Consider the following 17005-nt stretch of genomic DNA (forward strand, 5'->3'; position numbering starts at 1 on the left):
CATGCAGCACCGTGAAAATTAACGTTATTGCTATTCTGATTAATACGTTTTTAATCGGGAATCTCGCCCACGCAGAGAGTTATCATTTTAATCCGGCGTTTCTCGACGGAGAGAAAGGTAACGTTGCCGATTTGTCGTGGGCCAGCAATGACGTTGAGCTACCACCGGGTGAATACAGGGTTAATATCTATATTAACAACAGCTATATTTTTTCTCAGGCGTTGACGTTTCAAATTGTCGAAGGCGCAGAGGGTAAAAAATTATTACCCTGCCTGACCGCCGGGCAGATTGACGCGCTGGGCATCAATCTCATCGGCACGGATATTATCACCCGGACGAATCAGACGGAGTGCGTACCGCTCAGCATGCCGTTCCCCGAAGCAACGGTGGAATTTGACAGCAAAACCCTCTCCGTCCATTTCTCGGTGCCACAGCGCTATATGCAGAATTTGCCGCGTGGCTACGTCAACCCGGACAGCCACGAGCACGGTATTACCAGCGCCTGGCTTAACTATGTCCTGAACGGATCGCGCAGCCGCTATCAAAGCGGTGGCGAGGATCTGCGTCAGGATCGCTATTTTGCCAGCCTGAATAGCGGGGTCAATCTGGGGCCCTGGCGTCTGCGGGACTATACGACACTCACCTACGGTGGCGAAGGCGGCAGCCAGTTAACGCACGTGCGCACCTGGCTACAACGCGATCTGCCTGCAATGCAGTCCCAGCTCTATCTGGGTGAAACCTGGACCTCCTCCTCCGTGTTTGACTCCGTTGGCCTACTGGGTGTGCAGATCAACACCGACGACAATATGCTGCCCTCAAGCCTGCGCGGCTATGCCCCGGACGTCCGGGGTATTGCGCGTACGAACGCCACGGTGACCATTCGTCAAAGCGGTAATATTGTTTATCAGACGTCGGTGCCCGCCGGCGAGTTTGTGCTGAAAGATCTCTATCCTACGGCGTCCGGGGGCGATCTGCAGGTCACCATTCAGGAAGAGAATGGTCATATCACCCGGTACGTGGTGCCCTTTGCCAGCGTTCCGAATCTGCTGCGCCCGGGACAGCTGAAATACGCGCTCGGTGCCGGTCGTTTTCGCCCCGGCTATCGACAGGACGATCCGCTTTTTGCCCAGGGAGATCTGTTTTATGGCTGGCGCTATGGGCTGACCTTCTACGGCGGAGCGCAGTTTGCCGATCGCTACCGCGCCCTGGCGCTGGGTATTGGCCAGAATATGGGCAGGCTGGGCGCGATCTCCGTTGACGTCACCCAGGCCCGCAGCCTGCTGGCAGACCAGCAGCGCTACAGCGGGGAGTCCATTCGCCTGCGCTACAGTAAACGACTCAACGACTACGGGACCCGTTTCAATTTTTACGCCTGGCGCTATTCGACTTCGGGTTTCTATGACCTGAGCGACACCGCCCGACGCAGTATGCAGGGCGGCACCGTTAGCCAGACGGAGAACGGCATCACGACCGTCGAAAATGCATTTAATCTGCAAAATGCCCGTAAGGCACAAAATCAGTTGATGGTGTCACAAAATATGGGCGACTACGGCTCGCTGACGCTCTCGTGGAATCAGCAAAGCTTCTGGCAAACCGCCAGGACGACCGAAAGTGCGATGCTCTCCTGGAACAACACCTTCGCCAGTGTCGCCTGGGGCGTCGGCCTGCAGAGCAGCAGTCAGCTCGGGTCCGGCAAGCGGGATAATATTTTGTCTCTGTCCATGTCCGTCCCGCTGGGCAACCCGACCAGTTCGACCCGCGCGCGCTATGCCATGACCCGCTCGAACGCGTCCGGCATAACCCACAGCGCCGGCCTGAGCGGTTACGTTCCCGGCATCGATAATGCCAGCTACAGCCTGATGCAGCACTACGGTCGTCAGCAGCAGTACGGCGCCGATATGGCGATGCAGTATCAGGGTTCGCGCGGCAGCTCAAATCTCGGCTACAGCTACTCCAGCCAGTCTCAGTATCTGAGCTACGGCCTCAGCGGCGGCGTAGTGCTGCACGAAGATGGCCTGACCCTGAGCCAGCCGCTGGGCAACACCAATATTCTGGTTAAAGCGCCGGGTGCCAGCCACGTAGACGTTCGCAACCATAAGGGCGTTAAAACCGACAACCGGGGCTACGCCGTGGTGCCTTTCGCCACGCCCTATCGCGTCAATCGGGTCGAGCTCGACGTCACGACCGCCGGGCAGCATGTCGAAATTGAGCACTCGGTTGTTCACCATACGCCAACCGAAGGCGCGCTGATCCGTGCCACCCTCCCCACCCGCGTCGGCATGAAGGCCATGTTCTTTGTCAGCCAGCAAGGAAAGGTCTTGCCCTTTGGCACGACGGTGTCGGTCAACGGCGAAAAGCAGAATACCGGTATCGTCGGCGATGGCGGCAGCGTTTATCTCTCAGGCCTGCCTCAGGAGGGGAAAATCACTGCCCGCTGGGGCAACGGCAATGAAGAGACCTGCATCGCGCGCTACCGGCTGGAAGATCGCTATCTCAACCCGCAGACTGGACTGTGGACACAGGAGCTCGTATGTCATTAAAGGATCCCTTGCGGATAGTTTGCACCCTGCTTGCTGCCCTGCCTTTCTCCGTCACCCTTGCCTGGGATGTGCTGGTCGATATCCGGGGCGAAATCGTCGGCAATACCTGCATCGTCTCCGGCGACTCAACCCATATTAAGGTCAATCTGGGGACGATTTCGACCCGCCAGTTTTCCGGCGTCGGCTCGGTCAGCAATATCCGCCAGCCCTTCGCGCTCAGCCTGGAAGATTGCGGCCCGACCTTTAGCGGAGCAAAAGTACGTTTTACCGGCACGCCCGATGACGACAGCCCGCAGCTGCTGCAGCTGGATGCCGGAGGCGCTCAGGGCGTCGGCGTCCAGATCCTCGACGCGAACGGCAACCCCGTACCGCTGAATACCTGGAGCGAACTCTGGTCAGGCAACGGAGACGGAACCGCCACGCTTAACTTTTCCGCCCGATTGCAGGCCACCAGAATGCCGGTTGAAGCCGGTAGCGCCACAGCGATAGCCACCTGGGAACTGGAGTATCAATGATGATCAAACCGTTTTATCTCTCTTTCTGCCTCAGCCTGGCGCTGTGGTTTGCTGGCAGCCACAGCGCGATGGCGCTTGAGTGGAAAGCTGACATTATTCTCTCCCCGGCCACGATGACCTGGTCCGGCCCGGCGGACTCGGTGGTGCCGGGTCATATTATCGGTGCACAGTGGAGCACAACGACGACGGTCACTCAGGTGTTCTGGTGTGGGCTCGTCTTCACCTGCAGCAAAGGCACCATGACCCCGGGTGCGGACGCAGTGCCCTCCGGCCTGAATGTGGAGCTGGATGGCGTGCGTTACGCGATATTCGAAACCGGTGTTCCCGGCATTGGCTATATCATCGGTTTAAAAGACAGTAACGCGACAGCCTGGCTTCCCCTGCAGGAAGAGACCACGCAAACCTATCCTGCCGATGGCAGCGCGGGCTATGCCAGCGACCTCGGCTGGTCGGCAAAGGTCACCTTTGTCAAAACCAGCACCGCGCTTAAATCCGGGGTTTACCAGACGCCGACCATTAACGCTGCGGTCCTGACCGCCTATAACAACGAAACGAAGACGGCCAACGTCACCATCAACCCCGCCACCATTACGGTGACGGCAAGCGGCTGTATCGTTGCGACGCGTAATGCCAGCGTCAATCTGGGGCGCGTCAATACCCGTGACCTGCCGGACGAAGGCAGCATCTCTCCTGCCAGCGCCTTTAATATTGCTCTGACCTGCGATGCAGGGGTTTCTTTGTATGCGGTCGTTTCGGACCAGAGCGATCCGGGGAACCGCTCGACGGCTCTGTCTCTGACAGGTGATTCCGGGGCGGAAGGGGTTGGGGTGCAGGTCTTTTATAATGATACGGGACCGCTGGCTCTCGGCCCGGACAGTTCAGCCTCGGGCACAGCCAATCAATTCTTTATTAAAAGCCAGTCGGCAGAAGAGCAGCTAAACCTGCCGTTTACCGTCCGCTATGTGCGTACCGGCCCGCTGGTTCCCGGCACGGCGAACGCGCTGGCAAGTATTACCTTCTCCTATCAGTAAGAAAAAAGCGCGGGCAAATTGCCCGCGCCTTACGCATTACCGCGGCGTTTTCTCCAGGAAACGCACCGCCTTATCCGGGAAGTCGGTAAAGAGACCGTCGACGCCGGCCTGGTGATAAAGCACCTCATACAGGCCGTCCACATCGGTCACGTAATCCGGCAGCTTGTCGGCCCGGACCGTATAAGGATGCACCTGCATATGGCTGGCATGTGCCTCTTTCACCATCGCCGTCAGCCGGATCTTGCCAGGGGTAGAATTCTCCGCCACCAGCATATGGTAATCCGGACCGATGCCGTCGGCGTATCCGGCGATTTGCTTCATCGCCCCGGGCTGGAACATCCAGTCATAGCTGTAGTTCACCCACTTACCATCGGGCTGCTTCTGCTGGGTTTCCTGCCAGTTGGTATAAGCAATCAGCTGGACCAGCTTCAGATCCATCCCTCTTTCCGGCAGCAGGGTATTTTTGATGCGCTTGAGTTCATCGGCATCAAAACACTGCAGATAGACCTTATCCTGCTTGTGGGTGTAGCCATACTGCTTCAGCACATCCAGGGTGCGGGCGGCAATATCTTTCCCTTCCTGATGATGGAACCAGGGCGCTTTGATTTCAGGATAGATCCCCACGTTGCGCCCGGTGGAGTGGTTCAGCCCCTGGATGAACTCAATCTCTTCGGCAAAGGTATGGATGCGGAAGGTGGATTTCCCCATCGGGAAGCGTCCGGGGAACACCTGGACCTTTTTACCGTTTTCCAGCTCGAAGCCTTCGGTGAAGGCCAGCGATTTTATCTCCGCCAGGGTGAAGTCGATGGCGTAGTAGCGCCCGTCAGCACGGGCGCGGCCCGGAAAACGTTCGGCCACGTCGGTAACCCGGTCCAGGTAGTGGTCGTGCAGCACCACCAGCTGGTCATCTTTCGTCATGACCAGGTCCTGTTCCAGATAGTCAGCGCCCTGCGCCCAGGCCATCGCTTTTGCCGGTAGCGTATGCTCCGGCAAATAGCCGCTGGCACCGCGATGGGCAATCACCAGCTTGTCCTCGGCACCGGCCGCCATACTCATCACCATGCCGACCAGTAATAAACCCCCGCCAAATCCTTTTAATGCACTGTTCATCACACTGCTCCTTAATTAGCCGCGTCTGGCCTCGATTTCGGCGTGATGGCGTCGTTCACCGATCATCACCACCACCAGCAGGATCACCGCCAGCACGCTACCGCCGATCATCACCATAAAGCCGCCATCCCAGCCGAAGAAGTCTACGGTATAGCCGACAATAGCGCTGGCCGCCACCGAACCGCCGAGATAACCGAACAGCCCGGTAAAGCCTGCCGCCGTACCCGCCGCTTTTTTCGGCGCCAGCTCAAGGGCATGCAGACCGATCAGCATCACAGGACCGTAGATCAGGAAGCCAATCACAATCATACAGGCCATATCCACCGTCGGGTTGCCCGGCGGGTTAAGCCAGTAGACCACGGTGGCAATGGTGACCAGGGTCATAAAGAAGACGCCCGTTGCGCCGCGGTTTCCACGGAAGACCTTATCCGACATCCATCCGCAGAGCAGCGTGCCGGGAATACCGGCGTACTCATAGAGGAAGTAGGCCCACGAGGATTTATCCAGCGCGAAGTGCTTCACCTCTTTCAGATAGGTCGGGGACCAGTCGAGAATGCCGTAGCGCAGCAGGTAGACAAAAACGTTAGCGATAGCGATATACCACAGCAGCTTGTTCGGCAGCACGTACTGCATAAAGATCTGCTTCGCCGTCAGCTCCTCTTCATCTTTCTCGCTGTAGTCATCCGGATAATCGTTCTTGTACTCTTCAATCGACGGCAGACCGCAGGACTGCGGCGTATCGCGCATCAGGGCAAAGGCAATAATCGCGATCAGGATCGCCGCAAACGCGGGCATATAGAGCGCCGCACGCCAGTCGTTAAACCACGCCATCCCCAGCAGGAACAGCAGCGGCGGGATCCCGCCACCGACGTTATGGGCGCAGTTCCACACCGACACGATACCGCCGCGCTCTTTCTGCGACCACCAGTGCACCATGGTGCGTCCGCACGGCGGCCATCCCATCCCCTGGAACCAGCCGCAGGCAAACAGCAGCACAAACATCACCATAATGCTGGAGGTCGCCCAGGGGACAAAGCCCATAAACAACATCACCAGCGCCGCAAGGATCAGGCCTGCGGGCAGGAAAACGCGCGGATTCGAACGGTCCGAGACCGATCCCATAATAAACTTCGAAAAACCGTAGGCAATCGAGATCCCGGACAGGGCAAAGCCGAGGTCGCCTCGCGAGAAGCCCTGCTCAATCAGATAGGGCATCGCGAGGGCAAAGTTTTTACGCACCAGGTAGTAGGCCGCATAGCCAAAAAAGATCCCGATAAAAATCTGCCAGCGTAAACGGCGGTACACCGGATCGGTGCGATCCGCAGGCAAGCGCGCCTGATGCGGCGCGGGTTTAAAAATGCTTAACATATCAGCCTCCGTGGCCAGTCTTGTCTGATAAAACCGTCATCTAAAAACGGGGAAAATAGCCTCCGTCTCCAGCATGGGCGCGATGGTAGGGAAACATCCGGCGCGTTACTGTGAAACATCGCACACATTGTTACAGAATTATGACAAATGCGCCAAAAGACACAAAATTTCACTTAGTCACTTTCGAATTGAGCGCGAATATGCTCGCAATCAAACATTCCATGCTTTTTGTATGGTTAACTGCGCAAAAGTGATGGAGTGAGGGAGTACAAATGCAAAGTCGAGCGCTGGAAAGCGATGTGATTATCATTGGCGGGGGCGCGACCGGTGCCGGAATTGCGCGAGACTGCGCCCTGCGAGGGCTGCGGGTCACCCTGCTGGAACGCCATGATATTGCCACCGGCGCCACCGGGCGCAACCACGGCCTACTGCACAGCGGCGCACGCTATGCGGTGACCGACGGCGAATCCGCACGGGAATGTATCAGTGAGAACCAGATCCTCAAGCGAATCGCCCGCCACTGCATTGAGGCGACGGACGGCCTCTTTATTACCCTCCCGGAGGACGATCTCGCCTTTCAGAGCACCTTTATTCGCGCCTGCGAAGCCGCAGGCATCAGCGCGGAGGCTATCGACCCACGGCTGGCGCTGCAGATGGAGCCGCAGATCAACCCGCAGCTGGTCGGCGCGATCAAAGTCCCGGATGGCACCGTCGATCCCTTCCGTCTTACGGCCGCCAATATGCTCGATGCCCGCGAGCACGGGGCGACGATCCTCACCGGTCACGAGGTCACCGGTCTTATCCGCACCGGCGACCGCGTCGAGGGCGTCAGGGTTCGGCATCCTCTGACGGGTGAAACGATGGCCCTCTCTGCACCGATAGTGGTAAACGCCGCCGGGATCTGGGGCCAGCATATTGCTGAATATGCCGATTTGAGCGTGAAGATGTTCCCGGCAAAAGGCTCGCTGCTGATCCTCGATCACCGTATTAATCAGCATGTGATTAACCGCTGCCGCAAACCCTCTGACGCCGATATTCTGGTGCCCGGCGATACGATTTCCCTGATTGGCACCACCTCAACCCATATTGACTATCGCGATATCGACAGCCATCGCGTCACCGCCGACGAAGTCGATACCCTTCTGCGCGAAGGCGAAAAGCTGGCGCCGATCATGGCGAAAACGCGTATTCTGCGCGCCTATGCCGGGGTCAGGCCGCTGGTGGCCAGCGATGATGACCCGACCGGTCGCAACGTCAGCCGCGGCATTGTGCTGCTCGATCACGCCTCCCGCGACGGGCTGGAGGGGTTTATTACCATCACCGGCGGAAAGCTGATGACCTATCGCCTGATGGCGGAGTGGGCCACCGATGCCGTCTGCCGCAAGCTGGGCAATACCCACGCCTGCGTCACCGCCGACCAGCCGCTGCCCGGTTCGCAGGAGGAGACGGAGAAGACCCTGAAGCGAATTATCTCCCTGCCCACGCCCCTGCGCGGATCGGCGGTCTGGCGACACGGTGACCGTACGCCGGCCTGGATTGGCGATTCGCGCCAGTCCCGTAGCCTGATTTGTGAATGTGAAGCGGTCACCGCCGGAGAGGTCAAATACGCGGTTGAGAATCTGGCGGTCAACACCCTCTCCGACCTACGCCGCCGGACCCGCATCGGGATGGGCACCTGCCAGGGAGAACTGTGCGCCTGCCGCGCCGCCGGTATGCTCAATACCCTGCAGGTCACCACGCCCGCCCAGTCTATCGACCAGCTGTCGGACTTTTTAAATGAGCGCTGGAAAGGGATCCAGCCCGTTGCCTGGGGCGATACCCTGCGCGAAAGTGAATTTACCCGCTGGGTCTGGCAAGGCCTGTGCGGTCTGGAAAAGGAGCAGCAGCATGAAATTTGACGCGGTGATTATCGGTGGCGGCCTGAGCGGCCTGCTGTGCGGTCTGGCGCTTAATCAACACGGGCTAAGCTGCGCCATCGTCAGCCGGGGACAGAGCGGGCTGTTTTTCGCGTCCGGCTCGCTGGATTTACTCTCTGCCCTGCCCGACGGCACGCCGGTCAGCGACACCGCAGCGGGATTACATATCCTCGCCCGACAGGCCCCGGAACATCCTTACGTCCGTATCGGGACCGATAAAGTGATGGATTATGCCCGCCAGGCGCAGAGCCTGCTGGTGGAAAGCGGTATCCCGATGGTCGGCCAGCCGGAGCAGCCTCATCAGCGCATTACCCCGCTGGGTACGCGCCGTGCGGCCTGGCTTAGTCCGCCAGAGGTGCCGGTCGGTTCACTGGCAGGACAGCGTATTCGGATAGTGGGCATTAGCGGTTTTGCCGATTTTCAGCCGCAGCTCGCCGCGGCCGGGCTGGCGAAAGAAGGCGCACGGGTTGATACGGCGGAGATCGTCCTGCCGGAGCTGGACGTGCTGCGGGATAACCCGACCGAGTTTCGCTCGGCAAATATTGCCCGCCTGCTGGAAACCGAGGCCATGTGGACGGTGCTGCGCGCCGCCCTGCTGCCGCTGACTCAGGAGGCCGACGCGCTGTTTATGCCCGCCTGCTTTGGCCTGAACGACTACCGGCTATTTAACTGGCTACAACGCGAGCTCCCCTGCCCTCTGTTCCTGCTGCCCACGCTGCCGCCGTCGGTGCCCGGCATGCGTATCCATACTCAGCTTCAGCGTCAGTTTATTAAAACCGGCGGGATCTGGATGGCGGGAGATGAAGTCACTCATCTAGAACATCAGCATGGCGAGGTAGCGGCCGTGCGCACCCGCAACCACGGCGATATTGCCCTGCGCCCGCGCTTTACGGTGCTGGCCAGCGGCAGCTTTTTCAGCAATGGCCTGATCGCCAGCCGCGAAGGCATCCGCGAAACGGTACTGGGGCTGGATGTGATGCAGTCCGCATCCCGCGCCGACTGGTATCACAGCGATTTCTTTCAGCCCCAGCCCTGGCAGCAGTTCGGCGTGACAACCGATGCCAGCCTGCGTCCGGCGCTGCAGGGTCAGCGCTTTAATAATCTGTTTGCCACCGGCGCGGTGCTGGGGGGATTTGACCCTGTTGCTCAGGGCTGCGGCGGCGGCGTTTGTGCCGTCACCGCCCTGCATGTGGCACAGCAGATCGTCGCCGGAGGCGCACAATGAACGACACCCGTTTTGAAAGCTGCATTAAATGCACGGTCTGTACCACCGCCTGCCCGGTGAGTCGCGTCAATCCCCGCTATCCCGGCCCGAAGCAGGCCGGTCCCGACGGCGAACGTCTGCGTCTGAAGGATGGCGCACTCTATGATGAGGCGCTGAAATACTGTATCAACTGCAAACGCTGCGAGGTCGCCTGCCCGTCTGATGTCAAAATCGGCGACATTATTCAGCGCGCCCGCGCCAGACATGAAAAACACACGCCTTCCCTGCGCAACGCGATCCTCAGTCATACGGATCTGATGGGCAGCGTCTCCACGCCGTTCGCCCCGCTGGTTAACGCCGCAACCGGACTAAAACCGGTACGTCGACTGCTCGATATGGCCCTCAAGATAGACCATCGCCGCAGCCTGCCGAAATATGCCTCCGGCGGCACATTCCGCCGCTGGTATCGCCGCGAGGCCGCGCAGCAGGCGCAGTTTAGCGAGCAGGTTGCCTTTTTTCACGGCTGCTACGTCAACTACAACCATCCCCAGCTCGGCAAGGATCTGCTGCGGGTGATCAACGCCCTGGGCGTGGGCGTACAGCTGTTAAATAAAGAGAAGTGCTGCGGCGTGCCGCTGATTGCCAACGGCTTTACGGAGAAAGCGCGTAAACAGGCGACCGGCAACGTGGCCTCACTGCGCGAGGCCATTATCGACAAGAATATGACGGTGCTGGCGACCTCATCGACCTGTACCTTCACCCTGCGCGATGAGTACCCGCATCTGCTCGATGTCGATAATCACGATCTGCGCGATAACATCGAACTGGCCACCCGCTGGATCTGGCGTCAGCTCGACGCGGGCAAAACGCTCCCGCTGCGCCCGCTGCCGCTGAAGGTGGTCTATCACACGCCCTGTCATATGGAGAAAATGGGCTGGACGCTCTACACCCTGACGCTGCTGCGCCAGATCCCCGGCCTGCAGCTACAGGTGCTGGACTCACAGTGCTGCGGTATCGCCGGTACCTACGGGTTTAAATCGGAGAACTACCCCACCTCGCAGGCAATAGGCGCCCCGCTGTTTCAGCAGATTGAAGAGAGCGACGCGGATCTGGTGGTGACGGACTGCGAAACCTGCAAATGGCAGATCGAGATGTCCACCAGCAAACGCTGTGAACATCCGATCTCTTTGCTGGCGCAGGCGCTTAGCTAACCTCTGTCTTTTTAACGTTCACGCGATGCCGGAAAACATGCCCGGCATCGCACCCGCCACTTTGCGAAAGTGTTGCGTTTGTTATCAAACCTTGTGACCCCACCCTAATATTCTGATTAATAATAAAAAGTCTTTTCAATCACAAAGGGAGTTTTCTTGATGTGCCTTAATGGCGCGTGGAATAAGCGTGCTCAGGAGAACAGGGATGAACATAAAAAAACACCACCGGTTGAAAACAAAACACGCCCCGCTTGCCATCCTGCTTTATTCGATTTTACCGGGACAAACGGTTTTATGTTACGCCGGGGAGTCGATTCAGGTCGCAGCAGGTAATACGCAAATCAATCAGACGCCCGGCGGCGTCCCCGTGATTAATATTGCCCCGCCGAATCAGGCGGGGATCTCTCATAACCAGTATCACCAGTTCAACGTTGAGCAACAGGGTGCGATCCTTAATAACGCCGCCGGGCAATCCGCCCAAACGCGGCTGGCGGGCAGCATTGCCGCCAACCCTCATCTGGCGGCAGGAAATGCCGCCTCAGGGATTGTTAATGAGGTGGTTTCCGGCAATCGTTCACAGCTGAAGGGCTATCTTGAGGTCGCCGGAACGGCCGCCAGCGTTGTGGTCGCAAACCCCTATGGTATTACCTGCAACGGCTGCGGCTTTATCAATACCCCACGCGTTGTCCTGACCACCGGCAAACCTGAGTGGGGACAGAATGGAGAGTTGCAGGCTCTGGAGGTTAAACAGGGCACGATTTTACTGGAAGGAAAAGGGCTGGATGCCAGCCAGAGTGACAAACTGGCACTGATCGCTCGTGCAGCTGAACTCAATGCCCAACTCAACGGTAAGGATACGACGGTGATCCTCGGCAGCAACCGCGTAACGGCTGACAGGCAAATTATACCGCTGGAGACTGCAGAGGGTGACATTCAGGTGGCTATCGATACGGGGGCATTGGGAGGTATGTACAGCCACCGGATCAGACTGGTTGCCAGTGAAAAAGGCGTGGGCGTGAACCTGGCGAACCTGGTGGCCAGCCAGGGAAATATCGAGCTGAAAAGTAATGGTCAGCTGGTACTGAATAATGCCGCCGCGAAGGCAGATTTGCGGGTTCAGTCCGACGATATCAGATTGCAGGGAAACCACCAGGCCGGAGGAGATATTCAACTGTCTGGCGAGTCTCTTCAGGTAGAGAATGCGCAGGTGCAGTCTGGTAACGATTTAACTATCCATGCATCGCTCAGCAGTGAAAATAGTACTTATCAAAGTGGCAACGACATCATTATTAATGGCGATCTTAATGCAGAAAAAAGCCATTTTTCCGCCCGGAAAAATATCACTATCGGGCCGAAATCCGACGAGGAGCGCAATAGCGTCGTCGTTTCAGGCGGGAAATTAACGACAGAGCAAGGGGATATTAATATACATGGGGGGTACTTTTCTCTGTACTCGGACTCTGATGACGCAATCCCTCCGGAGATCAAAGCAGGTCGGCATATCGCTATCCAGGCAGACGATATCACGATCAAGGATCGCGTAAACTGGACTGAAAATGACCCGGAACCAGATACCTGGACTGCGAAGTGGATCAGGCCGCGGCTGTCCGGTCAGGGCAATATCGCTTTGACGGCAAATGATAATATGCGCATTCGTCATGTGCAGATGGATGCCGGTGGCAACGTCAGTTTTCGCGCAAACAATTTCGACAGCGCAGGCGAAGGCTACCATGGATCCTCTGGCGACAGAGGAACATCCGGTTTTTATGAGGATTATTATGTCGGATATTCTGACATAAAAAGCGGCGGCAGCCTGGACTTCACCTTCGGCGACTATGCGGTATTATATTCCACAAACATAGAGGCTAAAGAAAGCATCAATATTAACGCGGCAGGCATGCTGGCGCTGTCAGGCAACTCGGATTTTTACACCTCCGATATCATGACCCGATACCAGTTTCACGGCGCTAACTTCACTGGCCGGGATCTGGCGATTAATGCCGAAGAACTTTATATCACCGGCGGTAAATTTAACGCTGATAACACGCTCTCTTTTTCCTCTGCCAGAGATATGACTCTCAACGGTATTTCCCGGTACTATGGCGACGATGCTAACAAGGAATATTATGAGCGCTGGTTCCCCACCGAGTTATCGGCGGGTGGTGCGCTTTGGCTTAACGCATCAGGAAATCTTAACGCCACGGCCGTTAAGCTTTCCGCCACCGGGGATGTGAAGCTTTATGCCACTGAGGGTATCTCGCTGGTCAGTGAGAATGACACCAAAAATCATAAATATCTCGACAGCACCCAGCACTGGATTGAAAACGGCATAACGTTAGTCACCAGCGCTCGCGATATTATTCTTGATGCCGGGGCGGATATCATCACTCACGCCAGCACATTGATTGCCGGAAGAGATATCACGCTGGCGTCCACAAAGGCGATCCATCTTAATACGGTACAGGCGGAAGATTACAAACGCAGCAGTGATTATACACAACAGCAAGAAGAGCATTATATTCGCCAGGCGAGTACCGAATTAACCAGCGCCCGGAATATCAGCTTAACCAGCGGGGGAAGTCTTTCCCTGCAGGCTGCAAAACTGGAGGCCAAAGGCAGCATTGGTCTGGCGTCAGGAGAGAATATTCATCTGGAGAGTGCGACGGAGAGCGATTACTATTTTTATGAGAAAAATACCGCATCAAGCAATATTCTCTCTTCAACCCGTCAGCAAACCCTTTATGAAGACTACGCCACGCTGGAAAAGGGCACCCTGCTAAGCGCAGATACGCTCTCTGTCTATGCCGCAAACGATCTGAAGATGACCGGCTCTGCGCTGATCGGCGACAGCGCACTGCTGATCAACGCGGTCAATGACGTCTCCCTGGCCGCCGCCGATGAAGAATTTTCCAGTATACGCATCGAAAACGTCAGTAAAAGCGGGATCTTTAGCGGGGGAACTTTCGGTTTTACTATCGGCAAAAAATCCTCCCGCCATAAGGTGGAAGAAAACGGCATCACACAGAGTCAGAGCCTGAGTACGCTCGGCAGCACTGCCGGAGACGTGACCATTAATGCCGGTGGCCAGGCTGAACTAACCGGGGCCGATATGATTGCCGCCCGGAAGCTCGCCCTCTTTGCCCGTAACATCCAGATTCAGCCGGGGCGGGACGATCTGCAGCGCTATGAGCGGCTGGAGCACAGCGTTCGGGGACTGACGTTTGCGCTTTCAGGCACCCTCGTCAATGCCATCACCAGCGCGTTAAACACCGTCCATTCTGTCAGGGAGGCGGGGTTAAACCGGGTGTCAGCACTTCGCGGCTTACAGACAATACTTTCCGGGGTCCAGGTGGCCCAGTCCGCTGCCGCCAACGCCAGTGAACCGGCTGCCAGCATGGTCGGCATCTCGGCCTCCCTGGGCCAGCAAAAATCGGTCATGGAGCGCCGGGATACTTCCAGCATTGTTAACCGTTCAGAAATCAGCAGCGGCGACGAAACCTGGATCGTCGCTGATAATAATTTGCTGATTGCCGGCAGCCGGTTAACGGCAGGCGGCGATATCGCGCTGGAGGCTGGTCATCATCTGCTGCTGGCCGCAGCGGCCAGTACCCACAAGAACAGCAGTAAGAACAGCAGCTCTGGCGGTAGCGTGGGCATCAGTTTTGGCCTGGGACAGAGCAGCGGATTTAGCGTAACGGCAGGCGCGAACTACAGCAAAGGCAAAGAGAACGGCAGCACCACGGAGATGATTGAAACGCTGGTGAACAGTGGCAATCAGGTGGAACTGCGTGCCGGGAAGGATATCGCCCTGATTGGCGCCCAGGTCAGCGGTGATAAAGTTGTCGTCAGGGCGGGAAACCGCCTCAGTATGACCAGCCTGCAGGACAGCGATAGCTATGAAGCGAAGCAGGACAGCATCAGCGGCAATATGAGCGTCGCCGTGTTTGGTGCAGGAGGATCGGCAAGCCTCAGCGCCAGCAGCCAGCGGATAAATAGTGACTACCTGAGTGTTGTCGAACAAACCGGAATTTACGCCGGGTCGGCAGGGTTTGATATTGAGGTGCAGGGCCACAGCTGGCTGGACGGGGCCGTGATCGCCTCCCGGGCGGGCACGGAAGATAACCGCCTGCTGACAAAAACGCTGGGCTGGCGCGATATTCTGAATTCTGCCAGCTATGAGACGCAGCAGTCCGCGATCGGCGCAGGCACCGGAGGCGGCGGCGGTAGCGTGGGCGGCGGCAGTGACCAGGCCAGCAGTTGGACCCGCGCCGCACTCTCCCCTGCTCTGCTGACCATTACGGCACCAGAGACCCAACTGCAGGCTATCGCCACCCTAAGCCAGGATGTCGCCAATGCTAACCAGCAGCTTTCACCCATCTTTGATCTGGAAAAGGAACAAAAGCGATTACAGACGCTACAGCTGATAGGGGAAATCGGGGCCCAGATCGGGGATATTGCGCGGACGCAGGGAGATATCAACGGTCTGAATGCCGCAAAAGAGAAATATCCGGGTCTGAGTCCTGACGCGCTGAGAAAAACCGATATCTACCTGGCTGAAATACAGAAGTTTGGCACCGGTAGCGCCATCCAGCAGGGCATCCAGGCGGCAACGGCGGCAATACAGGGGCTGGCGGGTGGAAATATCGCTCAGGCGGCGAGTGGCGCAGCGGCACCTTATCTGGCAGAAGTGATTAAACAGTACGCGCCGGATGAAGCCAGCCGCGTAATCGCCCATGCGGCGGTAGCCGGAGTGATAGCGGCGGCACAGGGTAACACAGCCGCCGCTGGCGCGGCAGGGGCAGCCACCACGGCGCTGATGGGGGAAGCCATCAAAAAGGCGCTGTACGGTGACGTTCCGGTGAGCCAACTGAGCGAAGAACAGAAGCAGACGCTGGTGGCTCTGGGAAGCCTGGCTGCGGGTTTGGCTGGCGGGCTCACCGGAGATAACCCGGGTGATGCCTTAGCCGGGGCGCAGGCAGGCCAGAATGAAATCAGCAATAATATGGCCAGCATGGGTATGTTGCAGCGGATGCTGGCGCTAGAGCTACTGAACTCAGCGGCTATAGCCGAAGCCGGTGAAGGCGGCGCAAACGAGCAGGCAGCGCTGGCGCTGACAAAAGCGGTAAAGAAAGGACTGAGCGCAGCCTGTCTGGAAAATCCGAGTTGTGTCATCATGGCGGTGGTTATGGCACAGCAGAACGGTGACAGTGCCAGCAGCAACGCCGGGCCAAATGCCGGAGCAAATCTGACAGACACGGAGAAGGCTGAGCTCGGTGGGGCGGGATCGGGTACACCGGGCGGCTGGGAACCTCAGGATGAGGAGAATGAGCGCAACAGTGAGACTGTTAAACAGCAGAAAGAGCATTTTGATGAGCTGAGCAAGCTTTATGACAAGAGCAATGCATCGCAAAATCTGAATATAGATGGTCAGACAATCCGTCAAGGCGAGGTGAGTAATAATTACGGCACAACGAAGGTGTTTGAAAGCCAGAACCTTACCGATCAACAGATCTATAAATATGCTCAGCAACTGGCAGGTGAAACACCGCTGAAGGAAGTGAGATCGGGGATCTATACGTCTAAATTATCAGATGGCTCGGTGTTAACACTCAGAAATGTGTCGACATCTGAAGCTCAAACTGGAGCTCGTTGGACCATAGATATACGTAACAGCCGGAAACTAACTGAGTTAGGTAATAAATACTCACGCGTGGAGATTAAATTCAAATGATTCACGAGCTAAGTGAAATAGAATATAAAGAACTAGCGGATGCAGCTCAAGGACAAACGCTTGATGCCATTCTGTGTTATTCAGTTCCGGAGCCTTGCCCTACCGGCTTTAGCTTTACTGACAGGAGGGAAATATTTTTATGGGCATTAAAACGTCTTTTAAATGATGGCCGTATTAAGCTTGCCAAGCACGGTAAGTTCCTGGAGGGGAGCGTTGATGAACAGGTTGAACGCTTCCGCCAGGCGTTGCCAAAAACAGAAGAAGAAATGGAGGATGGCATCTGGTTCTTTGATGAGGTTTGCCCTGGTGGTGCTGTATGGGTACTTGAAGACGGCTCTCTTGAGTGGACTTAATCCGGGAATATTTTTACACCTGAAAA

10 protein-coding genes are annotated in these 17005 nt (G+C 57.1%); 8 read left to right on the forward strand and 2 right to left on the reverse strand.

What is annotated here, in order from left to right; genetic code table 11:
• Positions 1-11: 11 nt before the first annotated feature.
• From EDF81_RS06815 to EDF81_RS06825, 3 genes are read left to right on the forward strand one after another with little or no spacing between them, the layout of a single operon-like run.
• Positions 12-2540, forward strand: coding sequence for a fimbria/pilus outer membrane usher protein (locus EDF81_RS06815; RefSeq protein WP_123347327.1), 2529 nt, complete (start codon positions 12-14; stop codon positions 2538-2540).
• The gene (locus tag EDF81_RS06820) at positions 2531-3055 is read left to right on the forward strand and encodes a fimbrial protein (RefSeq protein WP_123347328.1); all 525 of its coding nucleotides are present in this window, start codon (positions 2531-2533) and stop codon (positions 3053-3055) included. The genes EDF81_RS06815 and EDF81_RS06820 overlap by 10 nt, the downstream gene beginning before the upstream one ends.
• Positions 3052-4086, forward strand: a complete 1035-nt coding sequence (locus tag EDF81_RS06825) for a fimbrial protein (RefSeq protein ID WP_260232673.1) — start codon at positions 3052-3054, stop codon at positions 4084-4086. Before EDF81_RS06820 ends, EDF81_RS06825 begins: the two co-directional genes overlap by 4 nt.
• Positions 4087-4122: 36 nt before the next feature.
• Here the strand turns inward: EDF81_RS06825 and glpQ are convergent, their stop codons facing one another.
• Together glpQ and glpT are read right to left on the reverse strand one after the other, a co-directional pair.
• The gene (gene glpQ / locus EDF81_RS06830) at positions 4123-5196 is read right to left on the reverse strand and encodes a glycerophosphodiester phosphodiesterase (RefSeq protein WP_123347329.1); all 1074 of its coding nucleotides are present in this window, start codon (positions 5194-5196) and stop codon (positions 4123-4125) included.
• A gap of 15 nt (positions 5197-5211) precedes the next feature.
• Positions 5212-6564, reverse strand: a complete 1353-nt coding sequence (gene glpT / locus EDF81_RS06835) for a glycerol-3-phosphate transporter (protein WP_123347330.1) — start codon at positions 6562-6564, stop codon at positions 5212-5214.
• A gap of 272 nt (positions 6565-6836) precedes the next feature.
• Between glpT and glpA the strand changes: the two genes are divergently transcribed.
• From glpA to EDF81_RS06865, 5 genes are all read left to right on the forward strand, one after another.
• Positions 6837-8462: an anaerobic glycerol-3-phosphate dehydrogenase subunit A gene (gene glpA, locus EDF81_RS06845; RefSeq protein WP_123347332.1), complete on the forward strand. Its 1626-nt coding sequence runs from the start codon at positions 6837-6839 to the stop codon at positions 8460-8462.
• Entirely contained in the window at positions 8452-9705 is a 1254-nt protein-coding gene (gene glpB, locus EDF81_RS06850) for a glycerol-3-phosphate dehydrogenase subunit GlpB (RefSeq protein WP_123347333.1), read from the forward strand. The genes glpA and glpB overlap by 11 nt, the downstream gene beginning before the upstream one ends.
• On the forward strand, positions 9702-10895 hold the full coding sequence (glpC, locus tag EDF81_RS06855; protein ID WP_123347334.1) for an anaerobic glycerol-3-phosphate dehydrogenase subunit GlpC: 1194 nt from the start codon (positions 9702-9704) through the stop codon (positions 10893-10895). The genes glpB and glpC overlap by 4 nt, the downstream gene beginning before the upstream one ends.
• A gap of 205 nt (positions 10896-11100) precedes the next feature.
• Positions 11101-16626, forward strand: a complete 5526-nt coding sequence (locus tag EDF81_RS06860) for a hemagglutinin repeat-containing protein (RefSeq protein WP_123347335.1) — start codon at positions 11101-11103, stop codon at positions 16624-16626.
• Positions 16623-16979, forward strand: a complete 357-nt coding sequence (locus tag EDF81_RS06865) for a DUF596 domain-containing protein (RefSeq protein ID WP_123347336.1) — start codon at positions 16623-16625, stop codon at positions 16977-16979. Before EDF81_RS06860 ends, EDF81_RS06865 begins: the two co-directional genes overlap by 4 nt.
• The last annotated feature ends 26 nt before the right edge of the window (positions 16980-17005 follow it).

Origin of the sequence: Enterobacter sp. BIGb0383 (assembly GCF_003751845.1) — a bacterium.
GTDB lineage: Bacteria > Pseudomonadota > Gammaproteobacteria > Enterobacterales > Enterobacteriaceae > BIGb0383.